At 65.0% G+C, this 26747-nt stretch carries 25 protein-coding genes; 10 read left to right on the forward strand and 15 right to left on the reverse strand.

Translation table 11 applies throughout. The features are described from left to right. Positions 1 to 60: 60 nt before the first annotated feature. From IVB36_RS28830 to coxB, 8 genes are all read right to left on the reverse strand, one after another. The gene (locus tag IVB36_RS28830; RefSeq protein WP_018460001.1) at positions 61 to 813 is read right to left on the reverse strand and encodes an SURF1 family protein; all 753 of its coding nucleotides are present in this window, start codon (positions 811 to 813) and stop codon (positions 61 to 63) included. Further along, a complete protein-coding gene (locus IVB36_RS28835) occupies positions 810 to 1211 on the reverse strand; it encodes a DUF983 domain-containing protein (RefSeq protein ID WP_018460002.1) in 402 nt (133 codons plus the stop codon). Before IVB36_RS28835 ends, IVB36_RS28830 begins: the two co-directional genes overlap by 4 nt. 97 nt (positions 1212 to 1308) lie before the next feature. After that, a complete protein-coding gene (locus IVB36_RS28840) occupies positions 1309 to 2205 on the reverse strand; it encodes a cytochrome c oxidase subunit 3 (RefSeq protein ID WP_018460003.1) in 897 nt (298 codons plus the stop codon). A 77-nt stretch (positions 2206 to 2282) separates the two neighbouring features. Continuing rightward, positions 2283 to 2933, reverse strand: a complete 651-nt coding sequence (locus IVB36_RS28845; RefSeq protein WP_018460004.1) for a cytochrome c oxidase assembly protein — start codon at positions 2931 to 2933, stop codon at positions 2283 to 2285. Between the two features lie 5 nt (positions 2934 to 2938). Continuing rightward, the gene (locus tag IVB36_RS28850; RefSeq protein WP_026233922.1) at positions 2939 to 3115 is read right to left on the reverse strand and encodes a hypothetical protein; all 177 of its coding nucleotides are present in this window, start codon (positions 3113 to 3115) and stop codon (positions 2939 to 2941) included. Continuing rightward, positions 3112 to 4056 carry a heme o synthase gene (locus IVB36_RS28855; protein WP_018460006.1) on the reverse strand — a complete coding sequence of 315 codons (945 nt, stop codon included), beginning with the start codon at positions 4054 to 4056 and terminating at the stop codon, positions 3112 to 3114. The genes IVB36_RS28850 and IVB36_RS28855 overlap by 4 nt, the downstream gene beginning before the upstream one ends. A 60-nt stretch (positions 4057 to 4116) precedes the next feature. Next, positions 4117 to 5742, reverse strand: a complete 1626-nt coding sequence (ctaD, locus tag IVB36_RS28860) for a cytochrome c oxidase subunit I (RefSeq protein WP_007605061.1) — start codon at positions 5740 to 5742, stop codon at positions 4117 to 4119. A gap of 87 nt (positions 5743 to 5829) precedes the next feature. Further along, on the reverse strand, positions 5830 to 6669 hold the full coding sequence (coxB, locus tag IVB36_RS28865) for a cytochrome c oxidase subunit II (protein ID WP_018460007.1): 840 nt from the start codon (positions 6667 to 6669) through the stop codon (positions 5830 to 5832). Positions 6670 to 7118: 449 nt separating this feature from the next. On the opposite strand from coxB, the gene IVB36_RS28870 reads away from it, so the two are divergent. The 5 genes from IVB36_RS28870 (at position 7119) to IVB36_RS28890 (ending at position 10915) form a co-directional block, all read left to right on the forward strand. Further along, positions 7119 to 7664: an invasion associated locus B family protein gene (locus tag IVB36_RS28870; RefSeq protein WP_026233923.1), complete on the forward strand. Its 546-nt coding sequence runs from the start codon at positions 7119 to 7121 to the stop codon at positions 7662 to 7664. 118 nt (positions 7665 to 7782) lie between these two features. Then, positions 7783 to 9210 (forward strand): metalloprotease TldD, encoded by a 1428-nt coding sequence (gene tldD / locus IVB36_RS28875; protein WP_026233924.1) that lies wholly within the window; start codon positions 7783 to 7785, stop codon positions 9208 to 9210. Continuing rightward, a complete protein-coding gene (lepB, locus tag IVB36_RS28880; protein WP_018460010.1) occupies positions 9207 to 9983 on the forward strand; it encodes a signal peptidase I in 777 nt (258 codons plus the stop codon). The genes tldD and lepB overlap by 4 nt, the downstream gene beginning before the upstream one ends. 9 nt (positions 9984 to 9992) lie before the next feature. Further along, entirely contained in the window at positions 9993 to 10340 is a 348-nt protein-coding gene (locus IVB36_RS28885) for an MmcQ/YjbR family DNA-binding protein (RefSeq protein WP_018460011.1), read from the forward strand. An 8-nt stretch (positions 10341 to 10348) separates the two neighbouring features. Further along, positions 10349 to 10915: a nucleotidyltransferase family protein gene (locus IVB36_RS28890; protein WP_018460012.1), complete on the forward strand. Its 567-nt coding sequence runs from the start codon at positions 10349 to 10351 to the stop codon at positions 10913 to 10915. 6 nt (positions 10916 to 10921) lie between these two features. On the opposite strand, the gene IVB36_RS28895 is transcribed toward IVB36_RS28890, so the two are convergent. The 3 genes from IVB36_RS28895 to IVB36_RS28905 all read right to left on the reverse strand — a co-directional run bounded on the left by IVB36_RS28895 (position 10922) and on the right by IVB36_RS28905 (position 13570). Next, on the reverse strand, positions 10922 to 11494 hold the full coding sequence (locus tag IVB36_RS28895) for a PAN domain-containing protein (protein WP_018460013.1): 573 nt from the start codon (positions 11492 to 11494) through the stop codon (positions 10922 to 10924). Between the two features lie 111 nt (positions 11495 to 11605). Next, positions 11606 to 12976 carry a glutamate--cysteine ligase gene (locus IVB36_RS28900; RefSeq protein ID WP_018460014.1) on the reverse strand — a complete coding sequence of 457 codons (1371 nt, stop codon included), beginning with the start codon at positions 12974 to 12976 and terminating at the stop codon, positions 11606 to 11608. Between the two features lie 99 nt (positions 12977 to 13075). Beyond that, the gene (locus IVB36_RS28905; RefSeq protein ID WP_007599417.1) at positions 13076 to 13570 is read right to left on the reverse strand and encodes a MarR family winged helix-turn-helix transcriptional regulator; all 495 of its coding nucleotides are present in this window, start codon (positions 13568 to 13570) and stop codon (positions 13076 to 13078) included. 126 nt (positions 13571 to 13696) lie between these two features. Between IVB36_RS28905 and gstA the strand changes: the two genes are divergently transcribed. Next, positions 13697 to 14311: a glutathione transferase GstA gene (gene gstA / locus IVB36_RS28910; protein ID WP_018460015.1), complete on the forward strand. Its 615-nt coding sequence runs from the start codon at positions 13697 to 13699 to the stop codon at positions 14309 to 14311. A gap of 71 nt (positions 14312 to 14382) precedes the next feature. Here the strand turns inward: gstA and IVB36_RS28915 are convergent, their stop codons facing one another. From IVB36_RS28915 to IVB36_RS28930, 4 genes are read right to left on the reverse strand one after another with little or no spacing between them, the layout of a single operon-like run. Then, positions 14383 to 16596 (reverse strand): FAD-dependent oxidoreductase, encoded by a 2214-nt coding sequence (locus IVB36_RS28915; protein ID WP_085351979.1) that lies wholly within the window; start codon positions 16594 to 16596, stop codon positions 14383 to 14385. An 18-nt stretch (positions 16597 to 16614) separates the two neighbouring features. Further along, positions 16615 to 17823 (reverse strand): acetyl-CoA C-acetyltransferase, encoded by a 1209-nt coding sequence (locus tag IVB36_RS28920; RefSeq protein ID WP_018460017.1) that lies wholly within the window; start codon positions 17821 to 17823, stop codon positions 16615 to 16617. A 57-nt stretch (positions 17824 to 17880) separates the two neighbouring features. Then, positions 17881 to 19671 (reverse strand): acyl-CoA dehydrogenase C-terminal domain-containing protein, encoded by a 1791-nt coding sequence (locus IVB36_RS28925; RefSeq protein WP_247393982.1) that lies wholly within the window; start codon positions 19669 to 19671, stop codon positions 17881 to 17883. Positions 19672 to 19709: 38 nt separating this feature from the next. Beyond that, positions 19710 to 20096: a nuclear transport factor 2 family protein gene (locus IVB36_RS28930; RefSeq protein WP_018460019.1), complete on the reverse strand. Its 387-nt coding sequence runs from the start codon at positions 20094 to 20096 to the stop codon at positions 19710 to 19712. A gap of 200 nt (positions 20097 to 20296) precedes the next feature. On the opposite strand from IVB36_RS28930, the gene IVB36_RS28935 reads away from it, so the two are divergent. The 4 genes from IVB36_RS28935 to IVB36_RS28950 all read left to right on the forward strand — a co-directional run bounded on the left by IVB36_RS28935 (position 20297) and on the right by IVB36_RS28950 (position 26687). Further along, a complete protein-coding gene (locus tag IVB36_RS28935; protein ID WP_018460020.1) occupies positions 20297 to 20887 on the forward strand; it encodes a PadR family transcriptional regulator in 591 nt (196 codons plus the stop codon). A gap of 360 nt (positions 20888 to 21247) precedes the next feature. Continuing rightward, positions 21248 to 24685: a tetratricopeptide repeat protein gene (locus IVB36_RS28940; protein WP_247364182.1), complete on the forward strand. Its 3438-nt coding sequence runs from the start codon at positions 21248 to 21250 to the stop codon at positions 24683 to 24685. Between the two features lie 317 nt (positions 24686 to 25002). Then, on the forward strand, positions 25003 to 25920 hold the full coding sequence (locus IVB36_RS28945; RefSeq protein WP_018460022.1) for a sulfite exporter TauE/SafE family protein: 918 nt from the start codon (positions 25003 to 25005) through the stop codon (positions 25918 to 25920). Beyond that, complete coding sequence (locus IVB36_RS28950) at positions 25917 to 26687, forward strand: TIGR02186 family protein (protein ID WP_018460023.1); 771 nt, start codon at positions 25917 to 25919, stop codon at positions 26685 to 26687. The genes IVB36_RS28945 and IVB36_RS28950 overlap by 4 nt, the downstream gene beginning before the upstream one ends. Positions 26688 to 26747: the final 60 nt, after the last annotated feature.

Consider the following 26747-nt stretch of genomic DNA (forward strand, 5'->3'; position numbering starts at 1 on the left):
AATGTGCGCTGAATGGTAAACCCCGGGCGATACCGGGTTCCCTAAGTGGATCTACGGAGCTCAGCCCCGCCGCCGCCCTCTTGCCCACACGGCGAAGGCGATGAGCACGGCGCCTGCAAGGGTGAACCAGGTGATGGCGTATTGCAGGTGATCGTCCTTGAGATGGACGTCGAGCGGCCCCGGCCGCGGAATGCCATTCTCGGGCGCCGGCTGCTCGAGGTCGACATAGAACGGCGCAACCGCGCCCCAGCCCAGCGCGCTCGCGATCGCCACGTGATCGCGCACGAACCACAGCCGCTTGCCGCGGTTCTCCGCCGGGGTCAGCCAGCCCGGTGCCTCGGGGAAGCGCAGATAGCCGGTGAACGAGACCGCCTGCCCGGTGACGAGCTTCCTGACCGCGCGATCCTCGACGCTGCGATCCTGCATGGTGTTTTCGACGAAGCCCGCATCGATCACCACCGTCTCGCCGCTCGGCAGCCGCGCCGGCAGGAAGGCCCAGGTGCCGGGGCCCGACGCGTCCTTACGCACGGCGGATCCGGAGGAATAGACCATCGCATCGGGCAACGGCGCGTAGGTCGCGGTAAAGCTGACACGGCGGAATTCATCGCGCGCGGGACTTAGCGCGGCCCATCGTGCCGGCGGCGGCAGAGTGACCGGTGCCTCCGCGAGGCGCTCGGTCAGTGCGGCGATCAGCTCGTGCTTGGCGATGCGGCGCTGCAATTGCCAGACGCCGAGCGTGACGCAGACCGCGGTCAGGAAAAGCGTAAACAGCGCGAAGCCGGCCACGCGGGGCTTGCGCGCGGTCTCGTTCATTTCGCGCGGTCGACCAGCCGGCCCGGCGCCGCCTTATGGTGGAATTGCAGTGCGATCAGCAGCGACTTCATCGCGCGCAACGGCAGCAGGGTAGTCGCAAGGATCAGCGGCAGCCACAGCACCGCGTGCAGCCAGTACGGCGGCTGGTACTTGACCTCGATGACGAGCGCGCAGCCGACGACGATCGCGCCGGCCAGCATGATGATGAAGATCGCCGGACCGTCACCGGAATCGATGAAGGCGTAGTCGAGGCCGCAACGCTCGCAGCAAGGCGCAAGCGTCAGGAAGCCTGCATAGAGCTTGCCCTGGCCGCAGCGCGGGCATTTGCAGGCAAGCCCGCGCAGCGCGCTTTGCAGGACGGTGGCTTGCGGCTCGGACGTATCGGCGGCTTCGTTCATGGCAAAAGGTCTATCACAGTTTCTGCCGAAACCCCTGCGCGCAAAAAAGCAAAAGGGCGGCCCGGGGCCGCCCTTTCTCGATCCGAAGCCAGCCCGCTCAGTGCGCGCCGTGAGCCATGGTCTCGGCGCCGTGTCCCCAGACATAGATGCAGAGGAACAGGAACAGCCAGACCACGTCGACGAAATGCCAGTACCAGGCGGCGAACTCGAAACCGAGATGCTGGGTCGGCGTGAAGTGGCCGGCATAGGCGCGGAACAGGCACACCAGCAGGAAGATGGTGCCGACCAGCACATGGAAACCGTGGAAGCCGGTCGCCATGAAGAAGGTCGCGCCGTAGACGTTGCCGCCGAAGGAGAATGCCGCGTGGCTGTACTCATAGGCCTGCACGCAGGTGAAGAGCGCGCCGAGCACGACGGTGAGGATCAGGCCATATTTCAGGCCCTGGCGATCGTTCTCGAGCAGCGCATGGTGGGCCCAGGTCACCGTGGTGCCGGAGGTGAGCAGGATCAGCGTGTTCAGGAGCGGCAGATGCCAGGGATCGAAGGTCTCGATGCCGTGCGGCGGCCAGGTGCCCGGCACGGTGCAGGCGCCGGCCGCGGTCCCGAGACCACAGCCGAACACCGCATCGCGGGTAGCGTGGACGGCGTCGGCCGGGAATAGCGCCGCGTTGAAATAGGCCCAGAACCAGGCGACGAAGAACATCACCTCCGAGGCGATGAACAGGATCATGCCGTAGCGGTGATGCAGCTGCACGACGCGGGTGTGGTCGCCCTTGTACTGGGCTTCCCTGATCACGTCGCCCCACCAGCTCGCCATGGTGTAGAGCACACCGACGGTGCCGACACCGAAGATGATCGGCGCAGCCGAGAACATGTGGTGCATCCAGGTGATCGCGCCGACCGCCATGATGAAGGCGGAGATGGAGCCGACGACGGGCCATGGCGAGGGATCGACCAGATGGTAGTCGTGATGCTTGGTGTGCGCCGTTGCCATTTGCGGTCTCGCTCCTCAATCCCGTGCCTGTCAGGCACTTATCCCCTTATTCCAACCCCGGCGCGTGAGTCCGGAGATCAGAGATTTCCCTTGCGTTTGTCGTCTTCGCTGGCCGCGAGCGGCTTCACCACCGGATCCTTCACCGGATAGAACGTGTAGGACAGCGTGATCGTGTTGAGACCGTCGTTCTCGTGGTCGTCGGCAATCGACGGATCGACATAGAATACGACCGGCATCTCGCGCTTCTCGCCCGGCGCCATGGTCTGCTCGGTGAAGCAGAAGCAGTTGATCTTCTGGAAATAGGATCCGACCGTCAGCGGCGCGACATTGTAGGCGGCCTGGCCTGCGGTGGTCCGCGCGGCCTGGTTGGTCACCGTGTAGAAGACGGTCACGACCTGGCCGATATTGACCTCGATCTCGCTCTGCTCGGGCTCGAACTTCCAGGGCAGGCCGGGCGCGACGTTGGAATCGAAGCGCACCGCGATCTTGCGTGCGATCGGGCCGCTGGCCGGCGCCGAGGTCGCGACCTGGGTCGTGCCGTTGAAGCCGGTGGCGCGGCAGAACCAATTGTAGAACGGCACCGCCGCGTAGGAGGCGCCGACCATCAGCGCGACCACGCCGCCGCAGATCGAGGCGACCACCACGTCGCGGCCAAGCCCCCTGGCAGGCCTGCGCCCCTTGGTGGCCGTCCGGCTCTGATCCCGCGATATGGTCGGCTTCTGATCCATGTTTCCTACATCGGCCGGACGAGCACGGCCGGCCCCTTGACCATGGTCACGGCGAAGAACAGCACTACGAGCACGCCGAGCGCGAGTGCGATCGCGATCGAGCGCTGACGACGGCTCTTCTTCTGCGCCTCGGTGAGGACGATTCCGTCTATCTCGGGTTTGTCGGCCATCCCTGTGATCATGCGCCCCCTACCATCGGCGCAAGCGCCCGGAACACGACCTCGGCCAGCAAGGTCGCAAACAGCGCGAACAGATAAAGGATGGAGAACGCGAACAGCTTGCGGGTCGCCCGCAGCGATTGGCTGCGCTCGCGACGGACATAGACGTTGATGGCGAACCCCAGCATGCCGGCGCCGAGGATCAGCGAGACGATGCCGTAGATGGCGTCGAAGTAGCCGAGCGCCCAGGGCGCGGCCGCGACCGCGATCAGCACGATGGTGTAGAGCAGGATCTGAAGCCGGGTCGCGTCGGGGCCGGCGACGTTGGGCAGCATCGGAATGCCGGCGCGCGCGTAATCGTCGGAGCGGAACAGCGCCAGCGCCCAGAAGTGCGGCGGCGTCCAGAAGAAGATGATGGCGAACAGCAGTAGCGGCTCGACGTCGACCGTGCCTGTGACCGCGGCCCAGGCCACCACCGGCGGCAGTGCGCCGGCGGCACCGCCGATCACGATGTTCTGCGCGGTCCAGCGCTTCAGGCCGATTGTGTAGATCACGACGTAGAAGAAGATGGTGAAGGCGAGCAGCGCGCCCGCGATCCAGTTGACCAGGATGCCGAGCGTCATCACCGAGAAGAAGGCGAGCGTCATGCCGAAGGTCATCGCCTCGGGACGGGTGATGCGGCCGCGCGGAATCGGCCGGTTCGCCGTGCGCGACATCTTGGCATCGATGTCGCCTTCGAGCGCCATGTTGAGCGCGCCGGACGCGCCGGCGCCGACCGCGATGCAGAGCAGCGAGGTGATGGCCAGCACCGGGTGGAAATGCCCGGGCGCCATCGCCATTCCGACCAGCGCGGTGAAGATCACCAGCGACATCACCCGCGGCTTCAGGAGCGCGATGTAATCGCCAACCTCCGCTTCGGAGATGCGGGGATTGATGTCGATGGCGTTGTGGTCGAGGACGGACACTAGACTGACTCGCTTGGTTGTCGAGCCGCGGCGCCCGTCACGGGCGCCGCGAGCATTGGCTTACTGCACGCGGGGCAGCACTTCGAACTGGTGGAAGGGCGGCGGCGAGGGCAGCGTCCATTCCAGCGTGGTCGCACCTGCACCCCACGGATTGTCGCCAGCCGGCACCTTCTTCGCGAAGGCGTCGATCACGCAGTAGAGGAAGATCAGCACGCCGAAGCCGGAGATATAGGAGCCGACCGACGAGACCAGGTTCCAGCCCGCGAACGCGTCGGGATAATCGACATAGCGGCGAGGCATGCCCGACAGACCGAGGAAGTGCTGCGGGAAGAACACCAGGTTCACGCCGATGAAGGTGACCCAGAAGTGCGCCTTGGCGAGCCCTTCATTGTACATGTAGCCGGACATCTTCGGGAACCAGTAGTACCAGCCGGCGAAGATTCCGAACACCGCACCGAGCGACAGCACGTAGTGGAAGTGCGCGACCACGTAGTAGGTCTCCTGGAGCACGCGGTCGACGCCGGCATTCGCCAGCACCACGCCGGTGACGCCGCCGACGGTGAACAGGAAGATGAATCCCACCGCCCAGATCATCGGCGCGCGGAACTCGATCGAGCCGCCCCACATCGTGGCGATCCACGAGAAGATCTTCACGCCGGTCGGGACCGCGATGACCATCGTGGCGGCGACGAAATAGGCCTGCGTCGCCGAGGACATGCCGACCGTGTACATGTGGTGCGCCCACACCACGAAGCCGATGCCGCCGATCGCGACCATGGCGTAGGCCATGCCGAGATAGCCGAACACGGGCTTGCGCGAGAAGGTCGAGACGATCTGGCTGACCATGCCGAAGGCGGGCAGGATCAGGATGTACACTTCGGGGTGACCGAAGAACCAGAACAGATGCTGGAACAGCACGGGATCGCCGCCGCCTTCCGGATTGAAGAACGTCGTGCCGAAATTGCGGTCAGTGAGCAGCATCGTGATCGCACCGGCGAGCACCGGCAGCGACAACAGCAGCAGGAACACCGTCACCAGGATCGACCACACAAACAGCGGCATCTTGTGCAGGGTCATGCCCGGCGCGCGCATGTTGAAGATCGTGGTGATGAAATTGATGGCGCCCAGGATCGAGGAAGCGCCCGCCAGATGCAGCGACAGGATCGCGAAGTCCACCGCCGGGCCCGGATGGCCCGAGCTCGACAGCGGCGCGTACATGGTCCAGCCGGCGCCGACGCCGTTGGCGCCCGGCTCGCCCTCGACGAAGGTCGACATCAGCAACAGCGCGAACGAGGCCGGCAGCAGCCAGAACGAGATGTTGTTCATGCGCGGGAACGCCATGTCGGGCGCGCCGATCATGAGCGGCACGAACCAGTTGCCGAAGCCGCCAATCATCGCGGGCATGACCATGAAGAAGATCATGATCAGACCATGGGAGGTCACGAACACATTGTAGGTGTGCGTCTCGTGGAAGATCTGCACGCCCGGATACATCAGCTCGGCACGGATCGCGATCGACATCGCGGCGCCGATGACGCCGGCGATGACCGCGAAGATCAGGTACATCGTGCCGATGTCCTTGTGGTTGGTCGAATAGACGTAGCGCCGCCATCCGGTCGGATGGGCGTGCTCGTCATGTCCGTGGTCTTGCGCGTGATCGCCGTGTGCCGCTGCGCTCGTTGCCATTTTCTAATCCTGCCTTGCGTCCCGATCGGACCTCTGGAGGTCCCGCCTTATGTCGCTTTCAGTTTCCTCGAACCCTGCGCCCGGCGCTCACTGCGTCGGGCCGGCCGTGGAGGCGTAGGTGCTGGTGCCGCCGCTCGCATATTTCTTCTTCGCGGTCTCGACCCAGGAGGCGAACTCCTGGTCGCTCACCACACGGATCGCGATCGGCATGAAGGCGTGGTCCTTGCCGCACAATTCCGAGCACTGGCCGTAGAACATGCCGGTCTTGGTGGCCTTGAACCAGGTTTCGTTGAGCCGGCCCGGAATGGCGTCGATCTTGACGCCGAAGGCCGGCAGCGCAAAGGCATGAATCACGTCGGCCCCGGTCACCTGAACCCGAACCACCTTGTTGACGGGCACCACCATCTCATTGTCGACGCCCAGCAGACGGGGCTGCTTGTCCTGGGCCATCAGCGAGTCGAACTCGAACTTGCCGTTATCAGGATAGGCGTAGGACCAGTACCACTGCTTGCCGGTCGCCTTGATGGTCAGATCCGCCTTCGGCACGTCGAGCTCGAGGAACAGGAGGCGGAACGACGGCACCGAAATGCCGACCAGGATCAACACCGGCACGAGCGTCCACGCCACCTCGATCAGCGTGTTGTGCGTGGTCCGCGACGGCACCGGATTGGCTCTCGCGTTGAACTTCACGACAACGATCACGAGCAGCGCCAGAACGAACAGCGTGATCAGCGTGATCAGCACGAACAGGAAATTATGGAACCAGACGATGTTGTCCATCACCGGGGACCCGGACTGCTGAAGCGTCCACTCCCACGCAGCCGGCTGCCCCAGCTCGGCAAATGCCGCACCGCCCGTCGCCAGCGTCAGACCCGCCACGGCCAATCCCAGCAAGTGCCGGCCCACCGGGCCCATCGACATCTTCATGCCGTTCGCGCTCCCCTAACGAAATCACCCCAAGTGCATTCCCCTATTTTCGGGAAACGCTTTATTCGATCCCCCCGTCTGACAAACCGCCGCGCAAGAATACCTCTAAGAGGAATTGGGGCCAGATCGCTAGAACGCCGAAATCAAGCCTCTCAAACCATAATTCTTGATCTATCGCAATGCAGTCTTGAGCCTCGTCTGTCAGCCATCACCCGCAAGATATTTCCTAGTAACATCAGACAAAAATACCATTTCCCGGGATGCTGCCGCTTGACAGCGGAATTGCCCGCGGTAGGCACTTGGCGCACAGCCGCACAGGAACCTGATTCGTGCGGGCGATTGCGGCCGGGGCGGCGTGGAATTTGCTTGCGAATCGCCTTCAAGACGCCGTCATTCCCGTATCAGTCCGCCTGACGCGAGCGACCCAGGCGAGCAGAGGGACCGACCCGATGGGGTTTTCGAGATCCATGGCAAGGCGGGCTAAAAGCCAGGCTGGCAGCCTCACGATGCTGGCCGCTCTGCTGGCGGCGGTCGTCGTCCTGGCGCTTCCGGGCCTCGCCCATGCGCAGGGCGCGGTGCGCTCCGTCCATGGCGACTGGCAGATCCGCTGCGACACCCCGCCGGGCGCCCAGTCCGAGCAATGCGCCCTGATCCAGAGCGTGGTGGCCGAAGACCGCTCCAACGCCGGCCTGACCGTGATCGTTCTCAAGACCGCCGACCAGAAGAGCCGCCTGATGCGGGTGGTCGCCCCCCTCGGCGTTCTCCTGCCCTCCGGCCTCGGCCTCAAGCTCGACAACCAGGACGTAGGCCGTGCCGGCTTTGTCCGCTGCCTGCCCAATGGCTGCGTCGCCGAGGTCGTCATGGACGACAAGCTGCTCGGCCAGCTCCGCACTGCCAAGACCGCGACCTTCATCATCTTCGAGACCCCGGAAGAAGGCATCGGCTTCCCGCTCAGCCTGAACGGGCTCGGCGAGGGCTATGACAAGCTGCCGTAGTGCGAAGGGCGGTTAGGCCCGCGAATCCTATTGTTTCCGTAATGTGAGACTTGGCGCCCTCGCGGAAGTGCCGGGAAACCATTATCTTGCCTCACATCCCCCGATAATGGACGGACGCATGACCAACCCTGCCACAACCTCCCTGCTCGACCGCGCCAATCTCGACCGCGATCAGGTTCGCAACGAGCTCGCGCGCGGGCTTGCCGGTGCCGACGACGGCGAATTGTTCCTGGAATACAGCCAGACCGAAGCGCTGATGTTCGACAATGGCCGGCTGAAGCAGGCGACCTACGATACCTCGCAGGGTTTTGGCCTGCGCGCCGTCAAGGACGACGCCGTCGGCTACGCGCATTCCTCCGACGTGTCGCTGCCGGCGCTGATTCGCGCTGCGGACGCGGTCGCGGCCGTGCGCGGCGGTTATTCCGGCAGCTTCGCCGCGCCTCCTGCGCATACCAACGTGCGGCTTTATAGTGACGACAATCCGCTCGATGCCCCCGGCTTCGAGACCAAGGTCAAACTGCTCGCCGAGATCGACGCTTATCTGCGCGACAAGGATCCGCGGGTGCGGCAGGTCAGCGTCAGCCTGGGCGCGACCTGGCAGGTGGTCGAGATCCTGCGGCCCGACGGCGAGAGCTATCGCGACATCCGCCCGCTCGTGCGCGTCAACGTCTCCGTCGTCGCCGGTCAGGGCGACCGCCAGGAGAGCGGCAGCAAGGGCTATGGCGGCCGCGCCGGCTACGCCGAATTCATCGAAAGCAAGAACTGGCGCGACGCCGCCGACGGCGCGTTGCGTGAGGCTCTGGTCAACCTGGAATCGATTCCCGCCCCCGCCGGCGAGATGGACGTCGTGCTCGGGGCCGGCTGGCCCGGCGTGATGCTGCATGAGGCGGTTGGCCATGGCCTCGAAGGTGACTTCAACCGCAAGAAGACGTCCGCGTTTGCCGGCCTGATGGGCCAGCAGGTCGCGGCCAAGGGCGTGACCGTGGTCGACGACGGCACGATTGCCTCGCGCCGCGGCTCGCTGTCGATCGACGATGAGGGAACGCCGACCAACCGCACCGTGCTGATCGAGGACGGCGTCCTGGTCGGCTACATGCAGGACCGTCAGAACGCCCGCCTGATGAACATGAAGCCGACCGGCAACGGCCGCCGCCAGGGCTATGCCCACGTGCCGATGCCGCGCATGACCAACACCTACATGCTGGCGGGCGACCGCGATCCGGCCGAGATCCTCGCGTCGGTGAAGAACGGCGTCTTCGCCGCGAATTTCGGCGGCGGCCAGGTGGATATCACCTCGGGCAAATACGTGTTTCAGTGCACCGAGGCTTACAAGATCGAGAACGGCAAGATCGGTGCGCCCCTGAAGGGCGCCATGCTGATCGGCAACGGGCCGACCGACCTGCATCGCATCCGCATGATCGGCAACGACCTCGCGCTCGATACCGGCATCGGCACCTGCGGCAAGAACGGTCAGGGCGTGCCGGTCGGCGTCGGCCAGCCGTCGCTGTTGATGGAACGCATTACGGTGGGTGGAACAGGCGGATGAGCGTCGAGAAGATAACTGTCACCACCAAGCGGAAGAGCAGCGGCTGGGGCGGCCAGCTGGTGCAGCTCGCCGGCATCGTCGCGGCGGTGTTCATCGCCAAGGGTGCGCTGGCCGAGCCGTTCTACGTGCCGTCGGGCTCGATGGAGCCGACGCTGTTGATCGGCGACGCCTTGATCGCCTCGAAATTCCCCTACGGCTACGGCACCTCGTCGCTGCCGATCCAGATCAACCTGCCCGAGAGCGGCCGCGTCTTCGCGGAAACGCCGAAGCAGGGCGACGTCGTGGTCTTCCGCTGGCCCGGCGACCGCTCGCAGGCCTGGGTCAAGCGCGTCGTGGGCCTGCCCGGCGACCGCATCCAGCTGCGCCAGGGCCAGCTCTTCGTCAACGATCGCCCCGCCGAGTTGAAGCCGGACGGCGTTGGTGCCGCCGAGGACGACAATGGCGGCAGCGAACCCGCCTATCGCTATGTCGAGACGCTGCCGAACGGCGTCTCGCATCTGATCTTCAAGATGCGTGACAACGGTCCGCTCGACAACACGCAGGAAGTGACGGTGCCGGCAGGCCATCTCTTCGTGCTCGGCGACAACCGCGACAATTCCGCCGACAGCCGCGTGCCCTTGCGCTCCGGCGGCGTCGGCATGTTGCCGATCGACAATCTGGTCGGCCGCGCAGACGCCGTGCTCGGATCCTGGGATCTCGGTATCCGGGGCCAGCCGGTGTGGACCTGGCTGTCCGGATTTCGCATGGCGCGGTTTTTCACCGCCGTGCATTGAACCGATCTCATGACCTTCGACGACGTCAGAAAATTCGCACTGACGTGGCCGGAGGTCGAGGACGGTACCTCCTACGGCACGCCCGCACTAAAGGTGCGCAAGAAGATGCTGGCGCGTCTGAAGGAAGATGGCGACAGCCTGGTGATGCCGGACGTCCCGGTCGACGAGCGCGCGATGCTGGTCGAGAGCCAGCCAAAAATCTTCTACTTCACCGATCACTACGCCGATTATCCGATAGTGCTGATCCGCCTGTCCAAGGCAAAGCGCGCGATCGTGGAGTCGCTGCTGCGGCGGCGTTGGCGCGCGCTGGCTTCGAAGGCGGCGCGAGCGGATTATGATGCACGCGTGAGCGCGTGACGACTGTCATGGATGAGGCCCGCTTCCTCGCGCTGGCGCTAAAGAACCCGATTAACGTCGCGATTCTCGATGAGCTCCACCAGCTCGCGCTGCCCGATGCGTGGCTGGTCTCGGGATGTCTCGTGCAATCGGTTTGGAACGTGCTCACCGGCCGTGCGATCGATTACGGCATTGCCGATTACGACGTCTTCTACTTCGACCCTGACACCTCCTGGGACGCGGAGGACGTCGTGATCCGCAAGCTGCAAGCGCGCCTCGATCATCTCGGCGTCAAGATCGAGACCCGCAACCAGGCGCGCGTGCATCTGTGGTACCCGGCCAAGCACGGCCTGCCCTATCCGCCGCTGTCGTGCTCGACTGACGGTATCGACCGTTTCCTCACACAGAACACGCAAGTGGGCGTGCGGCGCTCGGACGACGGTTTCCACGTTTATGCGCCGCACGGCTTCGATGACGTGGCGGGCTTGATTGCACGCCCCAATCCAAGCCCGAATTTCTCCGCAGCGAATTACGCGGTAAAGGCCGCGAGATGGAGGGCGTTGTGGCCCGAGCTTACGGTGATTGCGCCGGAATGATCCGAGCTATCTCACCACGCCCGACGTGAATCCCGCCTTCCGCCGCGGCGGCTTGATCTCCTTTTTCAGGAAACAGCGCGCTTCGCGTCCCGTGTAGCCCGGGCGGGCATAGGTGAAGGCGCGGCATTTGTTGTCGGCGGTGCAGACGGCCTTGCAGGCTTCTTCGCCTTCGCCGTCCTTCATCTCGAAATTGCGCAAATCGCCGCCGGGGCGGTCGATGGAGGTCTCCACGCCTTCGACACGCGGCTCGATCACACCGGCGCCGCGCACGCCGGAGATGCAGCAGCTTCCCGGCACGCGCGCAGGCACCGTGTTCTTCAGCCAGCACACCGCCGAGCCGCCTTCGATGTCAGGATAGTTGAAGCTCCACGAGCGGCAACGGCGGTCGCGCTCGCACAGCAGCGCGCAATCCTCGGGATCGCCCGACGTGACCGGAGAGCTGAAATAATCTCCGCCTGGCCGGTCGAACGCCGTCTGGGCGCGCGCAGGCCAGCTCGCAAACACGAGCGAAAGCAACGCGGCGCAGGCTACGACGCCTGCCAGGACGCTTGCCATGACGGCCAGGCGGCCCTTCCCCATCGGAACAGCTTTCGAGTTATTGACGACGCTCGGGTTTTTCAGCTGGCCATTTGATCGCCGCAAACCTGTACGGGCGATGAACGGCCCGAGTCCGATCGTTTTGCCTTGGGTCTAGAACGCGTATTCCGCGTAGGCCGGTTCCACCGAGCGGTTCCAGGGACCGTTGAACTTGTCGAGCATCTCCTCAGCCGGCGTGCGGCCGGAATCGATAATGCGATCGAGCGGCTCCAGATGCCTGGTCTCGTCGCGGCCAAGCTGGTCGATCCGGCCGCGCCGGCGCAAGCCGGCATGCGCCAGAACGAGGCACTCCTTGGCGATCTCGAACAGATAGCGGTCCTTGATTCGCGACTTGAACCCGAAGCGTGGCACGTCGTCGCGCAGCGCCTGACGCTCATGCGCGGTCCAGTGCTTCACGAGGTCCCAGGCGGCATCCAGCGACACATCGTCGTAGAGCAACCCGGCCCAGAACGCCGATAGCGCCGGCAGACGGCCCCACGGGCCACCGTCGGAGCCGCGCATCTCGAGATAGCGCTTGAGCCGCACCTCCGGGAAAATCGTCGAAAGATGGTTGGCCCAGTCCGACAGCGTCGGGCGTTCCCCGGGCAAATTGTTGTTGCGGCCATCGAAGAAGGCGCGGAACGAGGAGCCCGAGACGTCGATGTAGTCCTCGTCGCGCTTGACGAAATACATGGGCACGTCGAGCGCGTAGTCGACATAGCGCTCGAAGCCCATGCCGTCCTCGAATGCCCACGGCATCATGCCGGCGCGCGCGTTGTCGGTGTCGCGCCAGATCTCGGACCGGAAGGAGAGAAAGCCGTTTGGCTTGCCCTCGGTAAACGGCGAATTGGCGAACAAGGCGGTTGCGGCCGGCTGGAGCGCGAGCGAGACACGCAGCTTCTTGACCATGTCCGCTTCGGAGGAGAAGTCGAGATTGGTCTGTACCGTGCAGGTCCGGTACATCATGTCGAGGCCGTACTGGCCGACCTTCGGCATGTAATTGGTCATGATCTTGTAGCGGCCCTTGGGCATCACCGGGATGTCGGCGCGCGACCAGGACGGCGTCATGCCGAGGCCGAGGAAGCCGATGCCGAGCGGCGTTGCGATCTCGCGCACCTGCGCCAGATGCGCCATCAGCTCACTCTGGGTCTGGTGCACGTTCTCGACGGGGGCACCCGAGAGTTCGAACTGCCCGCCAGGCTCGAGCGAGATCGCGCCGCCGCCAGTGACGTCGTAGAGGCCGATGATGTTGCCCTTCTCCATGATCGGCTCCCAGCCGAGCAGGAGTTTCATGCCTTCGAGCAGCGCGCCGATACCGCGCGCGCCCTCGTAGGGCACCGGACGGTGGCCTTCGAGCGTGAACGGCGTCTTCTCGTGCTCGGTGCCCATGCGGAATTCGGACGGGTCCTTGCAACCAGCCTCGAACCACGCGACGAGTTCGTCGCGCGATTGCAGCGGCGTCATATCGATCTGGTCTCGCGCCATATCAGACTCTAATCAAAAGCGCTTCGATCGAACGCGCGTGGGTGACAGGGATGGTCCGCGCAGCCACCGGCTGCACGGACGAGCTGGTTTGCCGCGCGATCATCGCAACGGCGTGGTTTCGTTGACGTGGGCAGGCGGCAGTTTCATCTCGCCGCACGAGCAGCCCAGACGGTCGAGCAGACCGCTGAGCTTCACGGCATCCGCATCGGATAGCTTCGAACCGACATATTTCTCGATCGCGGCCGAATAGGCGCCCCACATCCGCTTCTGCAATTCGCGGCCGGCTTCCGTGATCTCCACGAACTGGCCGCGCTTGTCGATCTTGCATTCACGCCGCGAGGCGAGGCCTTCGTCGACCAGGCGGTCGATCAGCCGCGATGTCGAATATTGCGGGATCAGCATCTGCCGTTCGAGTTCGACCGGCCGGAGCTCGCCCGAGGGCGCCCGTGACAGTTCGAGCAGCGCGTCATACCATGCGAGCGGCGGGAAGCCGGCCTTCTTCAGGTCCTGCTCGACGCAATTGAGCACACGGCTCTGCACCCGCATCAAGCGGATCCAGGCGGAAGTCGCCTCGGTCGATGGTTTGCGTTTCATGGTCCCGCTCAAGCTCGTCGCCCGTCTCTTACCCTATTCGATGCACCTGCATCAATCTTGACTATTTCAAGCAGATGCATGTAGTCGTTCTTTCGCCTGAACCAAGCAACAAGAGGAGGAAATTCCATGAAATTGTACTATTCGCCCGGTGCGTGCTCGCTGTCCCCCCATATCGCGCTCCTGGAAGCCGGCCTGCCCTATGAACTGGTCAAGGTCGATATTCGGGCCAAGAAGCTCGAAAACGGTGAGGATTATCTGAAGCTGAACCCCAAGGGCCAGGTCCCTGCGCTGGGCCTCGATAGCGGAGAGATCGTGACCGAAGGCCCGGTGATTGTCCAGATGATCGCCGATCAGGCCTCAGCCAAGGCGCTGGCGCCGGCCCACGGCAGCGCCGAGCGCTACAAGCTGCTCGAATGGCTGAACTTCCTCACCTCGGAGGTCCACAAGAGCTTCGGCCCGATGTTCGCGCCGACGCTGAACGACGAGGCCAAGGCCTTCTTCAAGGACCGCGTCATGGGCAAGCTGAAATACATCGACAGCCAGCTCGCCGGCCGCGACTACCTCATGGGCAAGCAGTTCACGGTGGCCGACGGTTATCTCTTCACGATGCTGACCTGGGGCGACCGGATGAAGTTCGACCTCTCGGCGATGCCGAACCTTGCCGCGTACAAGACCCGCGTCGCGGCGCGGCCGCAGGTGCAGGAAGCGATGAAGAAGGAAGGGCTGATCCAGGCTGCCTGAGGCACACATGCGAAAGGCCGGATCGAGAATCCGGCCTTTCGTATTTTTCATCCCGGCTACGGTTCAGAGAATCACGCCGCCGCCTTCTTTGGCGCGAAGCGGCCGTAGAAGGTCTCGCCCTTCGCCGCCATCTCTTCGAGCAATTTCGGCGGGGTGAAGCGCGATCCGTATTTCGCCTCCAGCTTGTGGCAGAGTTCGACGAACTTCTTGGGACCCATGAAGTCGATGTAGGACAGCGTGCCACCGGTGAACGGCGCAAAGCCGAAGCCGAGGATCGAGCCGACATCCGCTTCGCGCGGATCGGTGATGACGTGGTCCTCAACGGTGCGCGCGGCCTCCACCGCCTGCACTACCAGGAAGCGCTGCTTCAACTCCTCGACGTCGAGGGTATCTGGGTCGAGCTGCTTGGGCTGCAGCGCGGACAAGCCGGGCCACAGGCTCTTCTGTCCCTTGCCCTTCTCGGGGTAGTCGTAGAAGCCCTTGCTGTTCTTGCGGCCCAGACGGCCCTGCTTCTCGACCATTTCCACCATCAGCTTCTTCTGATCGGGATTGATGGCGTTGGGGCCGAGATCGGCTTCCGTCGCCTTCATGATCTTGAGCCCGAGGTCGAGCGCGACCTCGTCCGACAGCGAGAGCGGGCCGACCGGCATGCCGGCCATCTTGGCGCAGTTCTCGATCATCGCCGGCGGCACGCCCTCGAGGAACATCTCGTTGCCCTCGGCGACGTAGCGGCCGACGCAGCGATTGGCGAAGAAGCCTCTGGAGTCGTTGACGACGATCGGCGTCTTGCCGATCTGCCGGACGTAGTCGAGCGCGGTCGCGATCGCGAGATCGCCGGTGTTCTTGCCCTGGATGATCTCGACCAGCATCATCTTCTCGACCGGCGAGAAGAAGTGGATGCCGACGAACCTGCCTTGGTCCTTGAAGGATTCCGCCAGCGAGGTGATCGGAAGCGTCGAGGTGTTGGACGCGAAGATCACGTCCGGCTTCATGTGCTCCTGCGCCTTGGCAAAGGTATCAGCCTTGACCTTGCGGTCCTCGAACACGGCCTCGATGACGAGATCGACGTCCTTGAGCGCGGAATAGTCCGCGGTCGCCGTGATGCGCGCGAGCAGCGCTTCTGCGTCGCCGGGCTTGGCGCGGCCCTTCTTGATCTGCTCCTCGATCACCTTTTGCGCATGCGCCTTGCCCTTGTCGGCGCTCTCCTGGTCGCGATCGATCAGGACGACGTCGAGACCGGCACGGGCTGAGACATAGCCGACGCTCGCGCCCATGAAGCCGGCGCCGATCACGGCGATCTTCTTCACCTTGGTCGGCGGCACATCCTTCGGACGGCGCGCGCCCTTGTTGAGCTCCTGCATCGACAGGAACAGGCTGCGGATCATCGCAGCCGCTTCCTTCGAGCGCAGCACCGAGGTGAAGTAGCGCGACTCGACACGGAGCGCGGCGTCGATCGGCAGCTGCAGGCCCTCGTAGACGCAGCTCATGATCGCGCGTGCGGCCGGATAATTGTCGTAGGTCTCGCGGCGATAGATCGCGTTGCCGGCCGGGAACATCATCATGCCGGCCTTGGAGAACACCGGACCGCCCGGCAGCTTGAAGCCCTTCTCGTCCCAGGGCGCAACAGCCTTGCCGCCGCCCTTGATCCAGTCCTTTGCCGCCTTGACGAGGTCGGCGGCGGGAACGATGGCGTGGATCAGATTCAGCGCCTTGGCTTTCTCGATCGTGACCGGATCGCCCTTGAGCAGGATCGTCATCGCGTCCTGCGGCGGCACCAGGCGCGGCACGCGCTGCGTGCCGCCGGCGCCCGGGAACAGGCCGACCTTGACCTCGGGCAGACCGAGGCGGGTCTTGGGATTCTCCGCCGCCACGCGATAGTGGCAGCACAGCGTAATCTCGAAACCGCCGCCGAGCGCGAGGCCGTTGATCGCCGCCGCCCACGGCTTGCCGGAGGTTTCGATCGAGCGCAGCACCTGCGAGAAGCGCCGGCTCTGCTCGAACAGCATCTGGTTCGCGGCCGTCTCGCCCTGCTCCCCAAACACTTTTGCGTAGGCCTGATTCATGCCCTCGAGCATGGAAAGATCGGCACCCGCGCAGAACGCCTCCTTGGCGGAGGTGATGACGACCCCCTTCACCACGGCGTCGGCCGTGGTCGCCTTGACGATCGCGTCGAGCTCGCTGGTCGATGTCTCGTCGAGCACGTTCATCGAACGGCCCGGGATGTCCCAGGTCACGAGCGCGATGCCGTCGGAATCGGTCTCAACCTTGAAGTTCTTGTAAGCCATGCTGGTTGCTCCCTGCCCTTAGACGCGTTCGATGATGGTCGCGGTGCCCATGCCGCCGCCGATGCACAGCGTCACCAGTGCGGTCGCCTTGTTGGTGCGCTCGAGCTCGTCGAGCACCGTCCCGAGGATCATGGCACCGGTCGCGCCGAGCGGATGGCCGAGCGCGATCGCACCGCCATTGACGTTGATCTTGGCGTTGTCGATGTCGAAGGCCTGGATGTAGCGCAGCACAACCGAGGCGAAGGCCTCGTTGAGCTCGAACAGGTCGATGTCCGACTTCTTCATGCCCGAGCGCGCGAACAGCTTTTCGGTGACATCAACCGGACCGGTCAGCATCATCGCGGGCTCCGAGCCGATATTGGCGAATGCGCGGATCCTTGCACGCGGCTTCAGTCCGTACTTGCCGCCGGCTTCCTTGCTGCCGAGCAAAACGGCGCCGGCACCATCGACAATGCCCGACGAATTGCCGGCGTGGTGCACGTAATTGACGCGTTCGATTTCCGGATGCGACTGCACCGCGACGCCATCGAAGCCGCCCATCTGCGCCATCATCGTGAACGCCGGCTGCAGCTGCGCCAGCGACTGCATCGTCGTCGAAGGACGCATATGCTCGTCCTTGGCGAGGATGGTGAGGCCGTTGATGTCCTTCACCGGGACGACCGACTTGTCAAAGCGGCCTTCTTCCCAGGACTTCGCCGCACGCTGCTGGCTCTGCACCGCATAGGCGTCGACGTCGTCACGCGAGAAGCCGTATTTGGTCGCGATCAGATCGGCCGAGACACCCTGCGGCATGAAATAGGCCGGCACTGCCATCGAGGGGTCCATCGGCCAGGCGCCGCCGGAAGCGCCGATGCCGACGCGGCTCATCGATTCGGCGCCGCCGCCGATCACGAGCTCGTGCTGGCCGCTCATCACCTGGGCTGCGGCAAAATTCACGGCATCGAGGCCGGAGGCGCAGAAGCGGCTGATCTGGACGCCCGGCACCGCTTCGCCGAGGCCCGCCTTCAGCGCGGCAAAGCGCGCGATGTCGGAGCCGGCTTCGCCGACCGGATCGACCACGCCGAGAATGACGTCATCGACGGAATCTTCGGGGAGGTTGTTGCGGTCCTTCAGCGCCTTGAGCGGCACGGTCGCGAGCGCGAGCGCGGTGACTTCGTGCAGCGCGCCGTCCGCCTTGCCGCGGCCGCGCGGGGTGCGGACGTGGTCGTAGATGAATGCCTCAGGCATGACGCCCTCCTGATGTGATGATCTTGTGGTCGTGATCCGGTCGCAGCGAAAGCGGCTTCAGAACGCTTCCGCCGGCAGTTCCATGATGGTGGCGCAGCCGGCCTGGATGCGCGCGAGATTGGCGGCGGTCTCCGGCAGCATCCGCTCCATGAAAAAACGGCCGGTGACGAGCTTGGTCGAGAGATAGGGCGTCGCACCGCTCTCGGCAATCTTGGCTTGCGTCACCCTCGCCATCTTCGCCCACATATAGCCGAGCGCGACGAAGCCGAAGAGATTGAGGTAATCGGTTGCGGCGGCACCGGCATTGTCGGGCTTGGCCATCGCGTTCTGCATCAGCCAGGTGGTGGCCTGCTGGAGATGGCCGAGCGAGGCCGAGAGCGGAGTGATGTAGGGCTTCATCGCCTCGTCGCCGCCGTTCTCCTTGGCGAAGGCCATGACCTCGCCGAAGAACGCCATGATGGCGCGGCCGCCGTCGCGCGGCAGCTTGCGGCCGACGAGGTCGAGCGCCTGGATGCCGTTGGCGCCTTCGTAGATCATGGCGATGCGGGCATCGCGCACGAACTGCTCCATGCCCTGCTCGGCGATATAGCCGTGGCCGCCATACATCTGCTGCGCCTGCACCGCGTTGGCGAAGCCGTAATCGGTGAGAAAGCCCTTCAGCACCGGCGTCATCAGGCCCATGTGATCATCGGCGGCCTGGCGGTCCTTGGGATCCTCGGAGCGATGGGCGACGTCGCTCTTCAGCGCGGTCCACATCACGAAGGCGCGCGCGGCCTCGTTGAAGGCGCGGATCGACAGCAGCGTGCGGCGCACGTCGGGATGGACGATGATCGGATCGGCCGGCTTGTCCGGCGCCTTGGCACCGGTGAGCGAACGGCCCTGGATGCGATCCCGCGCATAGGCGACCGCGTTCTGATAGGCCACTTCCGACTGCGCGAGACCCTGCACGGCGACGCCGAGGCGGGCCTCGTTCATCATCACGAACATGCCCTGCATGCCCTTGTTCTCTTCGCCGATCAGCCAGCCGGTGGCGTTGTCGTAGTTCATCACGCAGGTGGAATTGCCGTGAATGCCCATCTTGTGCTCGATCGAGCCGCAGACCACGCCGTTGCGTGCGCCGACCGAACCATCGGCATTGACCAGGAATTTCGGCACCACGAACAGCGACACGCCCTTGATGCCGGCGGGCGCGCCCTCAATGCGGGCAAGCACGAGGTGGATGATGTTGGGCGCGAGGTCATGCTCGCCGGCCGAGATGAAGATCTTGGTGCCCGTGATCTTGAAGCTGCCGTCGGCCTGCCGCACCGCCTTGGTGCGGAGCATGCCGAGATCGGTGCCGCAATGCGGCTCGGTCAGGTTCATGGTGCCGGTCCACTCGCCCGCCACCATCTTCGGCACGTAGGTCTGCTTCTGCTCCGGCGTGCCGTGGACGATCAGCGCCGCGGTCGCGCCCATGGTGAGGCCGCCATACATCGAGAACGCCATGTTGGCGGAGATCTGGAATTCGTTGACCGCCTGGCTCAGCGTCACCGGCAGACCCTGGCCGCCGAACTCGGTTGGTGCCGACAGGCCGAGCCAGCCGCCCTCGGCGACCTGCTTGAACGCCTCCTTGAATCCCGTCGGCGTGGTGACGCTACCGTCATCGGCGCGCTTGCAGCCTTCGAGATCGCCCACGCGATTGAGCGGCTGCAGCACTTCTTCGGCGAGCTTGGCAGCTTCGCCGAGAATGGCTTCGCGCACGTCGCTCGACGCGTCGGAGAAGCCGGCCAGATTGTCGTAGCGGTCGATCTGGAAGACGTCGTTGAGCAGGAAGTTCACGTCTTCGACGGGGGCTTTGTAGATCGGCATGGTGGTCTCCCGGCAGGCCTTGAAGTGACGGTATTGGCTTAGGATTGAGTGGCGGCAAGCTGTTCCGCCATCAGGCGATGCAGCATGTTGATCGCCTTCAGCGGCCGCACCATCACCTTGAAATGCGTGATGCGCCCCTCGCCGTCGAAGCTGATGATGTCGACGCCGTTGATCTCGATGCCGTCGATCATGGTCTTGAATTCGAGCACGGCGCCGCTCTCACTCTTCCATTCACCGACATAGCTGAAGCCGGGACCGCCAAGCACCTTCTCAGCGCTGGCCAGATATTTGAAGGTGATGTCGCGGCCGCGCTGCGGCGCGTGCACGACAGGGCTTTCGAAGACGGCGTCGGGATGGAGCAGGTCCCAGAGCGCTGCCCGGTCATGCGACTTCATGTAGCCGTACCAGGACTCGAGGCCGGTCATTCAGGTGCCTCCCTAAAAGGCTCGGGCAAAAAACGCGAAAACAACCCCATGCACAGTAGCGCGAAGGTTGACTCCATTGGGGTTTTCGGGGCGGTTTTTGCCCTCGTTATCGGGTCGCCTCATATGCACATTGACGCATATGCGCCGATGCGCATAAAGTCAAGCCAATTGGTTAAGATCGACAACAGGAGGACCGGGTCATGGCTTTGGGCGACGCAATCCTCGCTTGCCTGACGGAACGTCCGATGACGGGCTACGAGCTCGCCAAGACATTCGATTCCTCGATCGGCTTCTTCTGGAAGGCCGACCACCAGCAGATCTACCGCGAGCTCTCCAAGCTGCGCGACCGCGGCTACATCCAGGGCCGCGAGGTCGTGCAAACCGGCAAACCCAATAAACTGATCTATACGCTGACTCCGGAGGGCCGAACAGCGCTGCGGCACTGGGCCGCGCGGCCAAGCACGCCCCCTTCCATCAAGGACGATCTCCTGGTGCGGTTGCATGCGCTCGACAGCATCGGCCTCGAGCCCATGCGCACCGACCTGATGGCCCGGCTCGAGCACCACCGCGATCGCCACGAGAACTACGAGCGCATCCTGAAGAAGCGCTTCCCGGAAGGGGCGGCGTCCGGCGTGCTCGACCTCGGTAACCTGCTGCTGCTTCAGCTCGGCGCCCGGCACGAGCAGATGGTGGCCGATTTCTGCGAAGAGGCGCTCGAGGCCCTGTCGGCGATGAGCGCAAGCGGCACCGTGGTGCCGCTGGAGGATGGCAAGCGCGAGGGCAAGGGCTGAGGGGCTGGCCAGACGCCATGACGTGCCGTTGCGTATTATTCCGCTGTCATCGCCCGCCTTGTGCGCAATTGCGCACGGGGGCGGGCGATCCAGTATTCCAGAGGCTGCGCGGCTGGAATCGAGAGGCTGCGGGTACTGGATGCCCCGCTTTCGCGGGGCATGACAGCGGTGGGTGTCGCACCCCGCCGCCCAACTTTAAGACACCGTCAACGGGTTCCTTAACCCGTTATTTACCGTAACAGACAAAAGTCGGTTTTCGAGGCAGACGACCCGCGCCAAATCCGATTGTCTTTGCAACCGGCACGCGAGGGAAGACTGGAGGCGCCGGATGGGGCGCCGGAGTCGGAACCGGACAGAGTCATGAATTCGCGCGTATCGTGGAGTGTTGACGGCATCGATCCATCCGTCCGGGAGCGGGCCGAAGCTGCTGCGCGTCGCGCCGGCATGTCACTCAACGATTGGCTGAACTCCACGCTCGGCGAGACCGCCCCGCCAAACTTTCGCGGACTTTACGACCAGCGTCCGCAAGCCCAGAACGTCCCGAGCCAGGTACCGACTCAAGTACCGAGCCAGGAAAGCCGCGAAGTTGCCGACATCCACCAGCGGCTCGACGCCATCACCCAGCAGATCGAGCGGATTTCAAAGCCCGCGCCGCGGCAAGATTCTTCGCGACAAGATACTCCGCGACAAGACGTTTCGCGCGAGCAGGGCGTTGCGCGCCAGCTCAACGACGCGATCTCGCGGCTCGATGCAAGGCTGTCGCAAATCTCAAAGCCGCAGCAGGCTCCGGCACCACGACAGGCCCCCGTTGAAACGCGCCAGCGCCAGGCCGATGCGGTCGAGCGCGCGGCAGCACAGGTCTATCGCAACTCACCGCCCCTGAGCCCCGCTTCGTTCGACGTCGCGGTGGCCGAGATCACCGCACGGCAGAGCGAGCTCGACGGCTTTACGCCCAGGCAGATGCCGCCGCGCGCCGCGCCGCCGATCGCGCCCGCGGCAGCTCCTTACGCGCCCCCGATGGCGCCGCCCGCGCCTGCCTATGCTCCGCCGCCACCCCAGCCGGGGCCGGATTTCTCTGCGCTTGAGCGCCATCTGCTCAAGATCACGAGCCAGATCGAATCGCTGCAGCGCCCTGACAATACCGAGCAGGCGATCAACACGTTCCGCAGCGAGCTTGCGGAGATCCGCAACGCCATCACCGAGGCGATGCCGCGCCGCGCGATCGAATCGATCGAGAACGAGATCCGCTCGCTGCATCGGCGCATCGACGAGACCCGCTCCAACGGCACCGACGGTCAGGTCCTGTCCGGCATCGAGCACGCGCTGTCCGAGATCAAGCAGGTGCTCCGCACGCTGACGCCGGCCGAGCAGCTCACCGGCTATGACGAGGCGATCCGCAATCTCGGCGCCAAGCTCGATCTGATCCTGCGCGCCAATGACGATCCGTCGACGGTCCGCCAGCTCGAAGGCGCGATCTCGGCGCTGCGTGGCATCGTCTCCAACGTTGCCTCCAACGAAGCGCTGGCACGGCTCTCGGACGACGTGCAGCTGCTGTCGTCCAAGGTCGACCAGGTCACCCGTGCGTCCGGCCAAGGCGACAGTTTTGCGGTGCTGGAACAGCGCATCGCGGCGCTCACCGCCGCTCTGGAAACGCGCGAGCGCCCTCAACCATCCGAGAGCAGCGAGCAGCTCGAAAGCGCGATCCGCGCCCTGTCTGACCGTTTCGATCGCATGCAGGTCGGCAACGACTCGGCTTCGACCTTCGCTCATCTTGAACAGCGGGTCTCGTATCTGCTGGAGCGGCTCGAGGCCGCCTCCGATCCGCGCAACGGCAATTTCAGCCGCGTCGAGGACGGGCTGCACGACATCCTGCGCCACCTGGAGCGGCAGCAGGCGACCTATTCCGCGCTGGCCGAGAGCCGCAACTCCGCGCCGCCCGCCGATTCCGGCATGGTCGATCTCGTCAAGCGCGAGCTCTCCGACATCCGCTTCAGCCAGGCCGAGACCAACCGGACCACCCAGGATTCGCTGGAGGCCGTCCACAACGCCCTTGGCCACGTCGTCGATCGTCTCTCGATGATCGAGGGCGATCTTCGCAATGTGCGCACCGCGCCGCCCGCCCCTGCGGCGCAGCCGATGCCGATGCCGATGGCCGCTCCCATGGCGCCCGCGCCGATGGCGCACGAGCCGCGGCCGCAGCAACAGCAGCACCCGAAATACGATCCGAAGCCCGAGCTGCCCAATCCAGCCGCCGCGCAGGCGGCGCACGCCGCCTTCGCCGCCGCGCCGCGCGAATTCCAAGCCGCCGCGCCGGCGGCGCCGCCGCCGATGCCGATGGCACCGCCGGTTCCGCCACGCGCGATCAGCGAAATCCTGGAGCCGCATACCGCGCCCACGCGCGCCGCGCTTGCGCCCGAACTGCCGCCGGATCATCCGCTCGAGCCGGGCACAAGGCCGGGTGCACGCATCGCCACGCCGTCCGAGCGCATCGCTGCGTCCGAAAGCGCAATCAGCGAAATCCCGGCCGCGCCCAAGGAGCCGGTGTCGTCGTCGAGCTTCATCGCTGCCGCGCGCCGCGCAGCGCAAGCCGCCGCCGCGCAGCCACCCGAGAAAACCGGCCGGGCCGCCAAGGCGTCTGCCGGTCGCGCCAAGGACAAGGGCCAGGAAGGCGGGTCGACCATCACCTCGAAGATCCGCTCGCTGCTGGTCGGCGCGAGCGTGGTCGTGATCGTGCTCGGCACCTTCAAGATGGCGATGAACCTGCTCGATGGCAGCAGCTCGTCGCCAGCGCCGCAGGCGATGGAGAATACGTCGAGCGAGCCCGCGCCGCGAGCCCTGCCGTCCATTGAGAACAAGCCCGCCGCGCCAGAGCAGGTCACGCCCTCGATGACCTCGCCGACGCCGATCGGAAAGCAGTCGCAGAACAATGCCGCGCCGGGGTCCGTGACGAGCCCGAGCGGCACCGCTTCGGTCGAAATCCCGCAAACCGCGGCGCCAACCCCGCCTGCGGCGTCGAGCGACGTCACCGGCGCGCTGTCGGGCACGAGCCGCGCGAAACTCGCGATGATCCAGGTGCCGCCGACCGAAAAGCTGCCTGACGGCATCGGTGGCCCCGGCTTGCGCACCGCCGCGATGAAGGGCGATGCGACCGCGGCCTACGAGATCGGCGTGCGCTTTGCCGAGGGCAAGGGCGTGGCCGCGAATTACGACGAAGCCGCCAAATGGTACGACCGTGCGGCGCAGGCCGGCGTCGTGCCCGCAACCTTCCGCCTCGGGACACTCTACGAAAAGGGTCTTGGCGTGAAGAAGGACGCCGACATCGCCCGCCGCTACTACACGCAGGCGGCCGAGCGCGGCAACGCCAAGGCGATGCACAATCTCGCGGTGCTCGACGCCGATGGCGGCGGACGCGGAGCCAATTACAAGAGCGCGGCACTGTGGTTCCGGAAGGCCGCCGACCGCGGCGTCGCCGACAGCCAGTTCAACCTCGGCATCCTCTATGCCCGCGGCATCGGGGTCGAGCAGAACCTCGCCGAGTCCTATAAATGGTTCACGCTCGCCGCCGCCCAGGGCGATGCGGACGCGGCCGGCAAGCGCGACGACGTCGCCAAGCGGCTCGACCCGCAATCGCTCGCCGCCGCCAAGCTCGCGATCCAGACCTTCAGCGCCGAACCGCAGCCCGACGACGCCGTCAATGTTGCGGCCCCGAACGGCGGCTGGGACAGCGCCCCGCAGGCCAACGCGAAGCCTGCGCCGAAGCCGGTTGCCGCCAAGCGCGCGGCCTCGGCTGTGCATTAATCGGTTTAGTACGCTTTCTCCTCTTGTCGTCGCCCGGCTTGACCGGGCGACCCAGTATTCCAGAGGCGTCGGTTGGATACGGAGAAGCTGCGCCATAGTGGATGCCCCGGTCAAGCCGGGGCATGACGGCGGAGAAGGTGGCGGAATGCTCGGTTCGCTGCGAGCCGTGATCTGATCTCTCTTAGCCCATTCACCACGCCTGAAATTCCTGGTCCCGCCGGCCACCGAATTCCGCTATTGAAGGGCGCGGCAATCGTTCTGCCCTCCTGCGAGCATTCCGCGCAATCGATCCGTCTCGCGGGAAGCGTGGTCTCTCGATGCAGCTCTATCTCCCGATCGCCGATCTTCCGGTCAATGTCTTCCTCGTGCTAGCGATGGGCGCGGCGGTCGGCTTCGTCTCCGGCATGTTCGGGATCGGCGGCGGCTTCCTGATGACGCCGCTTCTGATCTTCATCGGCATCACGCCGGCGGTCGCGGTCGCCTCCGTCGCGAGCCACATCGCCGCCTCGTCCTTTTCCGGCGCGCTCGCCTATTGGCGGCGACGCGCGATCGACCCGGCGCTGGCAAGCGTGCTGTTATGCGGCGGCGTGACCGGGACGGCGCTGGGCGTGTGGACCTTCACGCAGCTGCGTGCGCTCGGCCAGCTCGATCTGATGATCGCACTGTCCTACGTCGTGCTGCTCACCACCGTCGGCAGCCTGATGTTCTCCGAAGGCCTGCGCGCCCTAATGCGGACCCGGCGCGGCGCGGTGCCGCCACGACGCACCCACAACTGGATCCATGGCCTGCCGCTGAAGATGCGGTTCAAGCGTTCCAAGATATACCTCTCGGTCATTCCGGTCGTGATCATCGGCGTCCTGATCGGCTTCATCGGCGCCATCATGGGCATCGGCGGCGGCTTCATCCTGGTGCCGATCATGATCTATCTGCTGCGGGTGCCGACCTCGACGGTGATCGGCACCTCGATGGTCCTGACGCTGGTCACGATGCTGTTTGCGACCCTGCTGCATGCGGTGACCAATCACCTCGTCGACGCGGTGCTGGCGCTGATCCTGATGGTCGGCGGTGTCACCGGCGCGCAGTTCGGCGCACGCGCCGGTCAGAAGATCCGCGGCGAGCAGCTGCGGCTGCTGCTCGGCCTCTTGATCCTCTCGGTCGGCGTTCGCTTCGCCATCGAGCTGGTGATCCGGCCCGAAGACCTCTTCACCATCCGCGAGCTGGGGGTGAACGGATGATGCGCACAGCTCTCGCGGTCCTGCTCGTTCTGCTGCTCGGCTCCGTCGCACGCGCCGAGCGGCTGATCGTGTCGGTCTCCAACCATCGCGTCACGGTGACGCCGAATTATTCCGGCGAGGAGCTGGTGCTGTTCGGCTCGGTCGAGAAGGACGCCTCCACGCCCGCCGATCGCAAGAGCTACGATCTCGTCGTCACCGTGATGGGCCCGCGCGCCGAGATGGTGACGCGGCGCAAGGAGCGCACCTTCGGGATCTGGATCAACACCGACTACCGCCAGTTCCTGGAGGTGCCGAGCTATCTCGCGCTATTTGCCAACCGCTCCTTCGATGTCATCACCTCGCCCGAGATCGCGCGGCGTCAGCAGATCGGGCTTAACAACGTGCTGCTGACCCAGCGTGTCAGCGGCGACTATGCCGATGTGGTGCCTAACGACGTGTTCCGCTCCGCCTTCATCCGCCTGCGCACCCAGCGCGGTCTCTACCGCGAGGATCCGAGCGCGGTGACATTCCTGACGCCGACGCTGTTCCGCACCGGCATTCCGCTGCCGGCGGAGGTGCCGATCGGCACTTACGAGGTGGAGATCAAGCTGTTTGCCGACGGCGCGTTCATCGGCAAGACCGAGACCGCGTTCGAGATCGTCAAGGTCGGCTTCGAGCAGTTCGTCGCCACCACCGCGCGGCAGAACGGCCTGATCTACGGCCTCGTCACCGCCGCGATGGCGCTGATGACGGGATGGATGGCTTCGATCGTGTTTCGCAAGGATTGAGGAGACTACGCTCTCTCCTCTCGTCGTCGCCCGGCTCGACCGGGCGACCCAGTATTCCAG

Source organism: Bradyrhizobium sp. 35, assembly GCF_023073215.1.
Classification (GTDB): domain Bacteria; phylum Pseudomonadota; class Alphaproteobacteria; order Rhizobiales; family Xanthobacteraceae; genus Bradyrhizobium; species Bradyrhizobium canariense_D.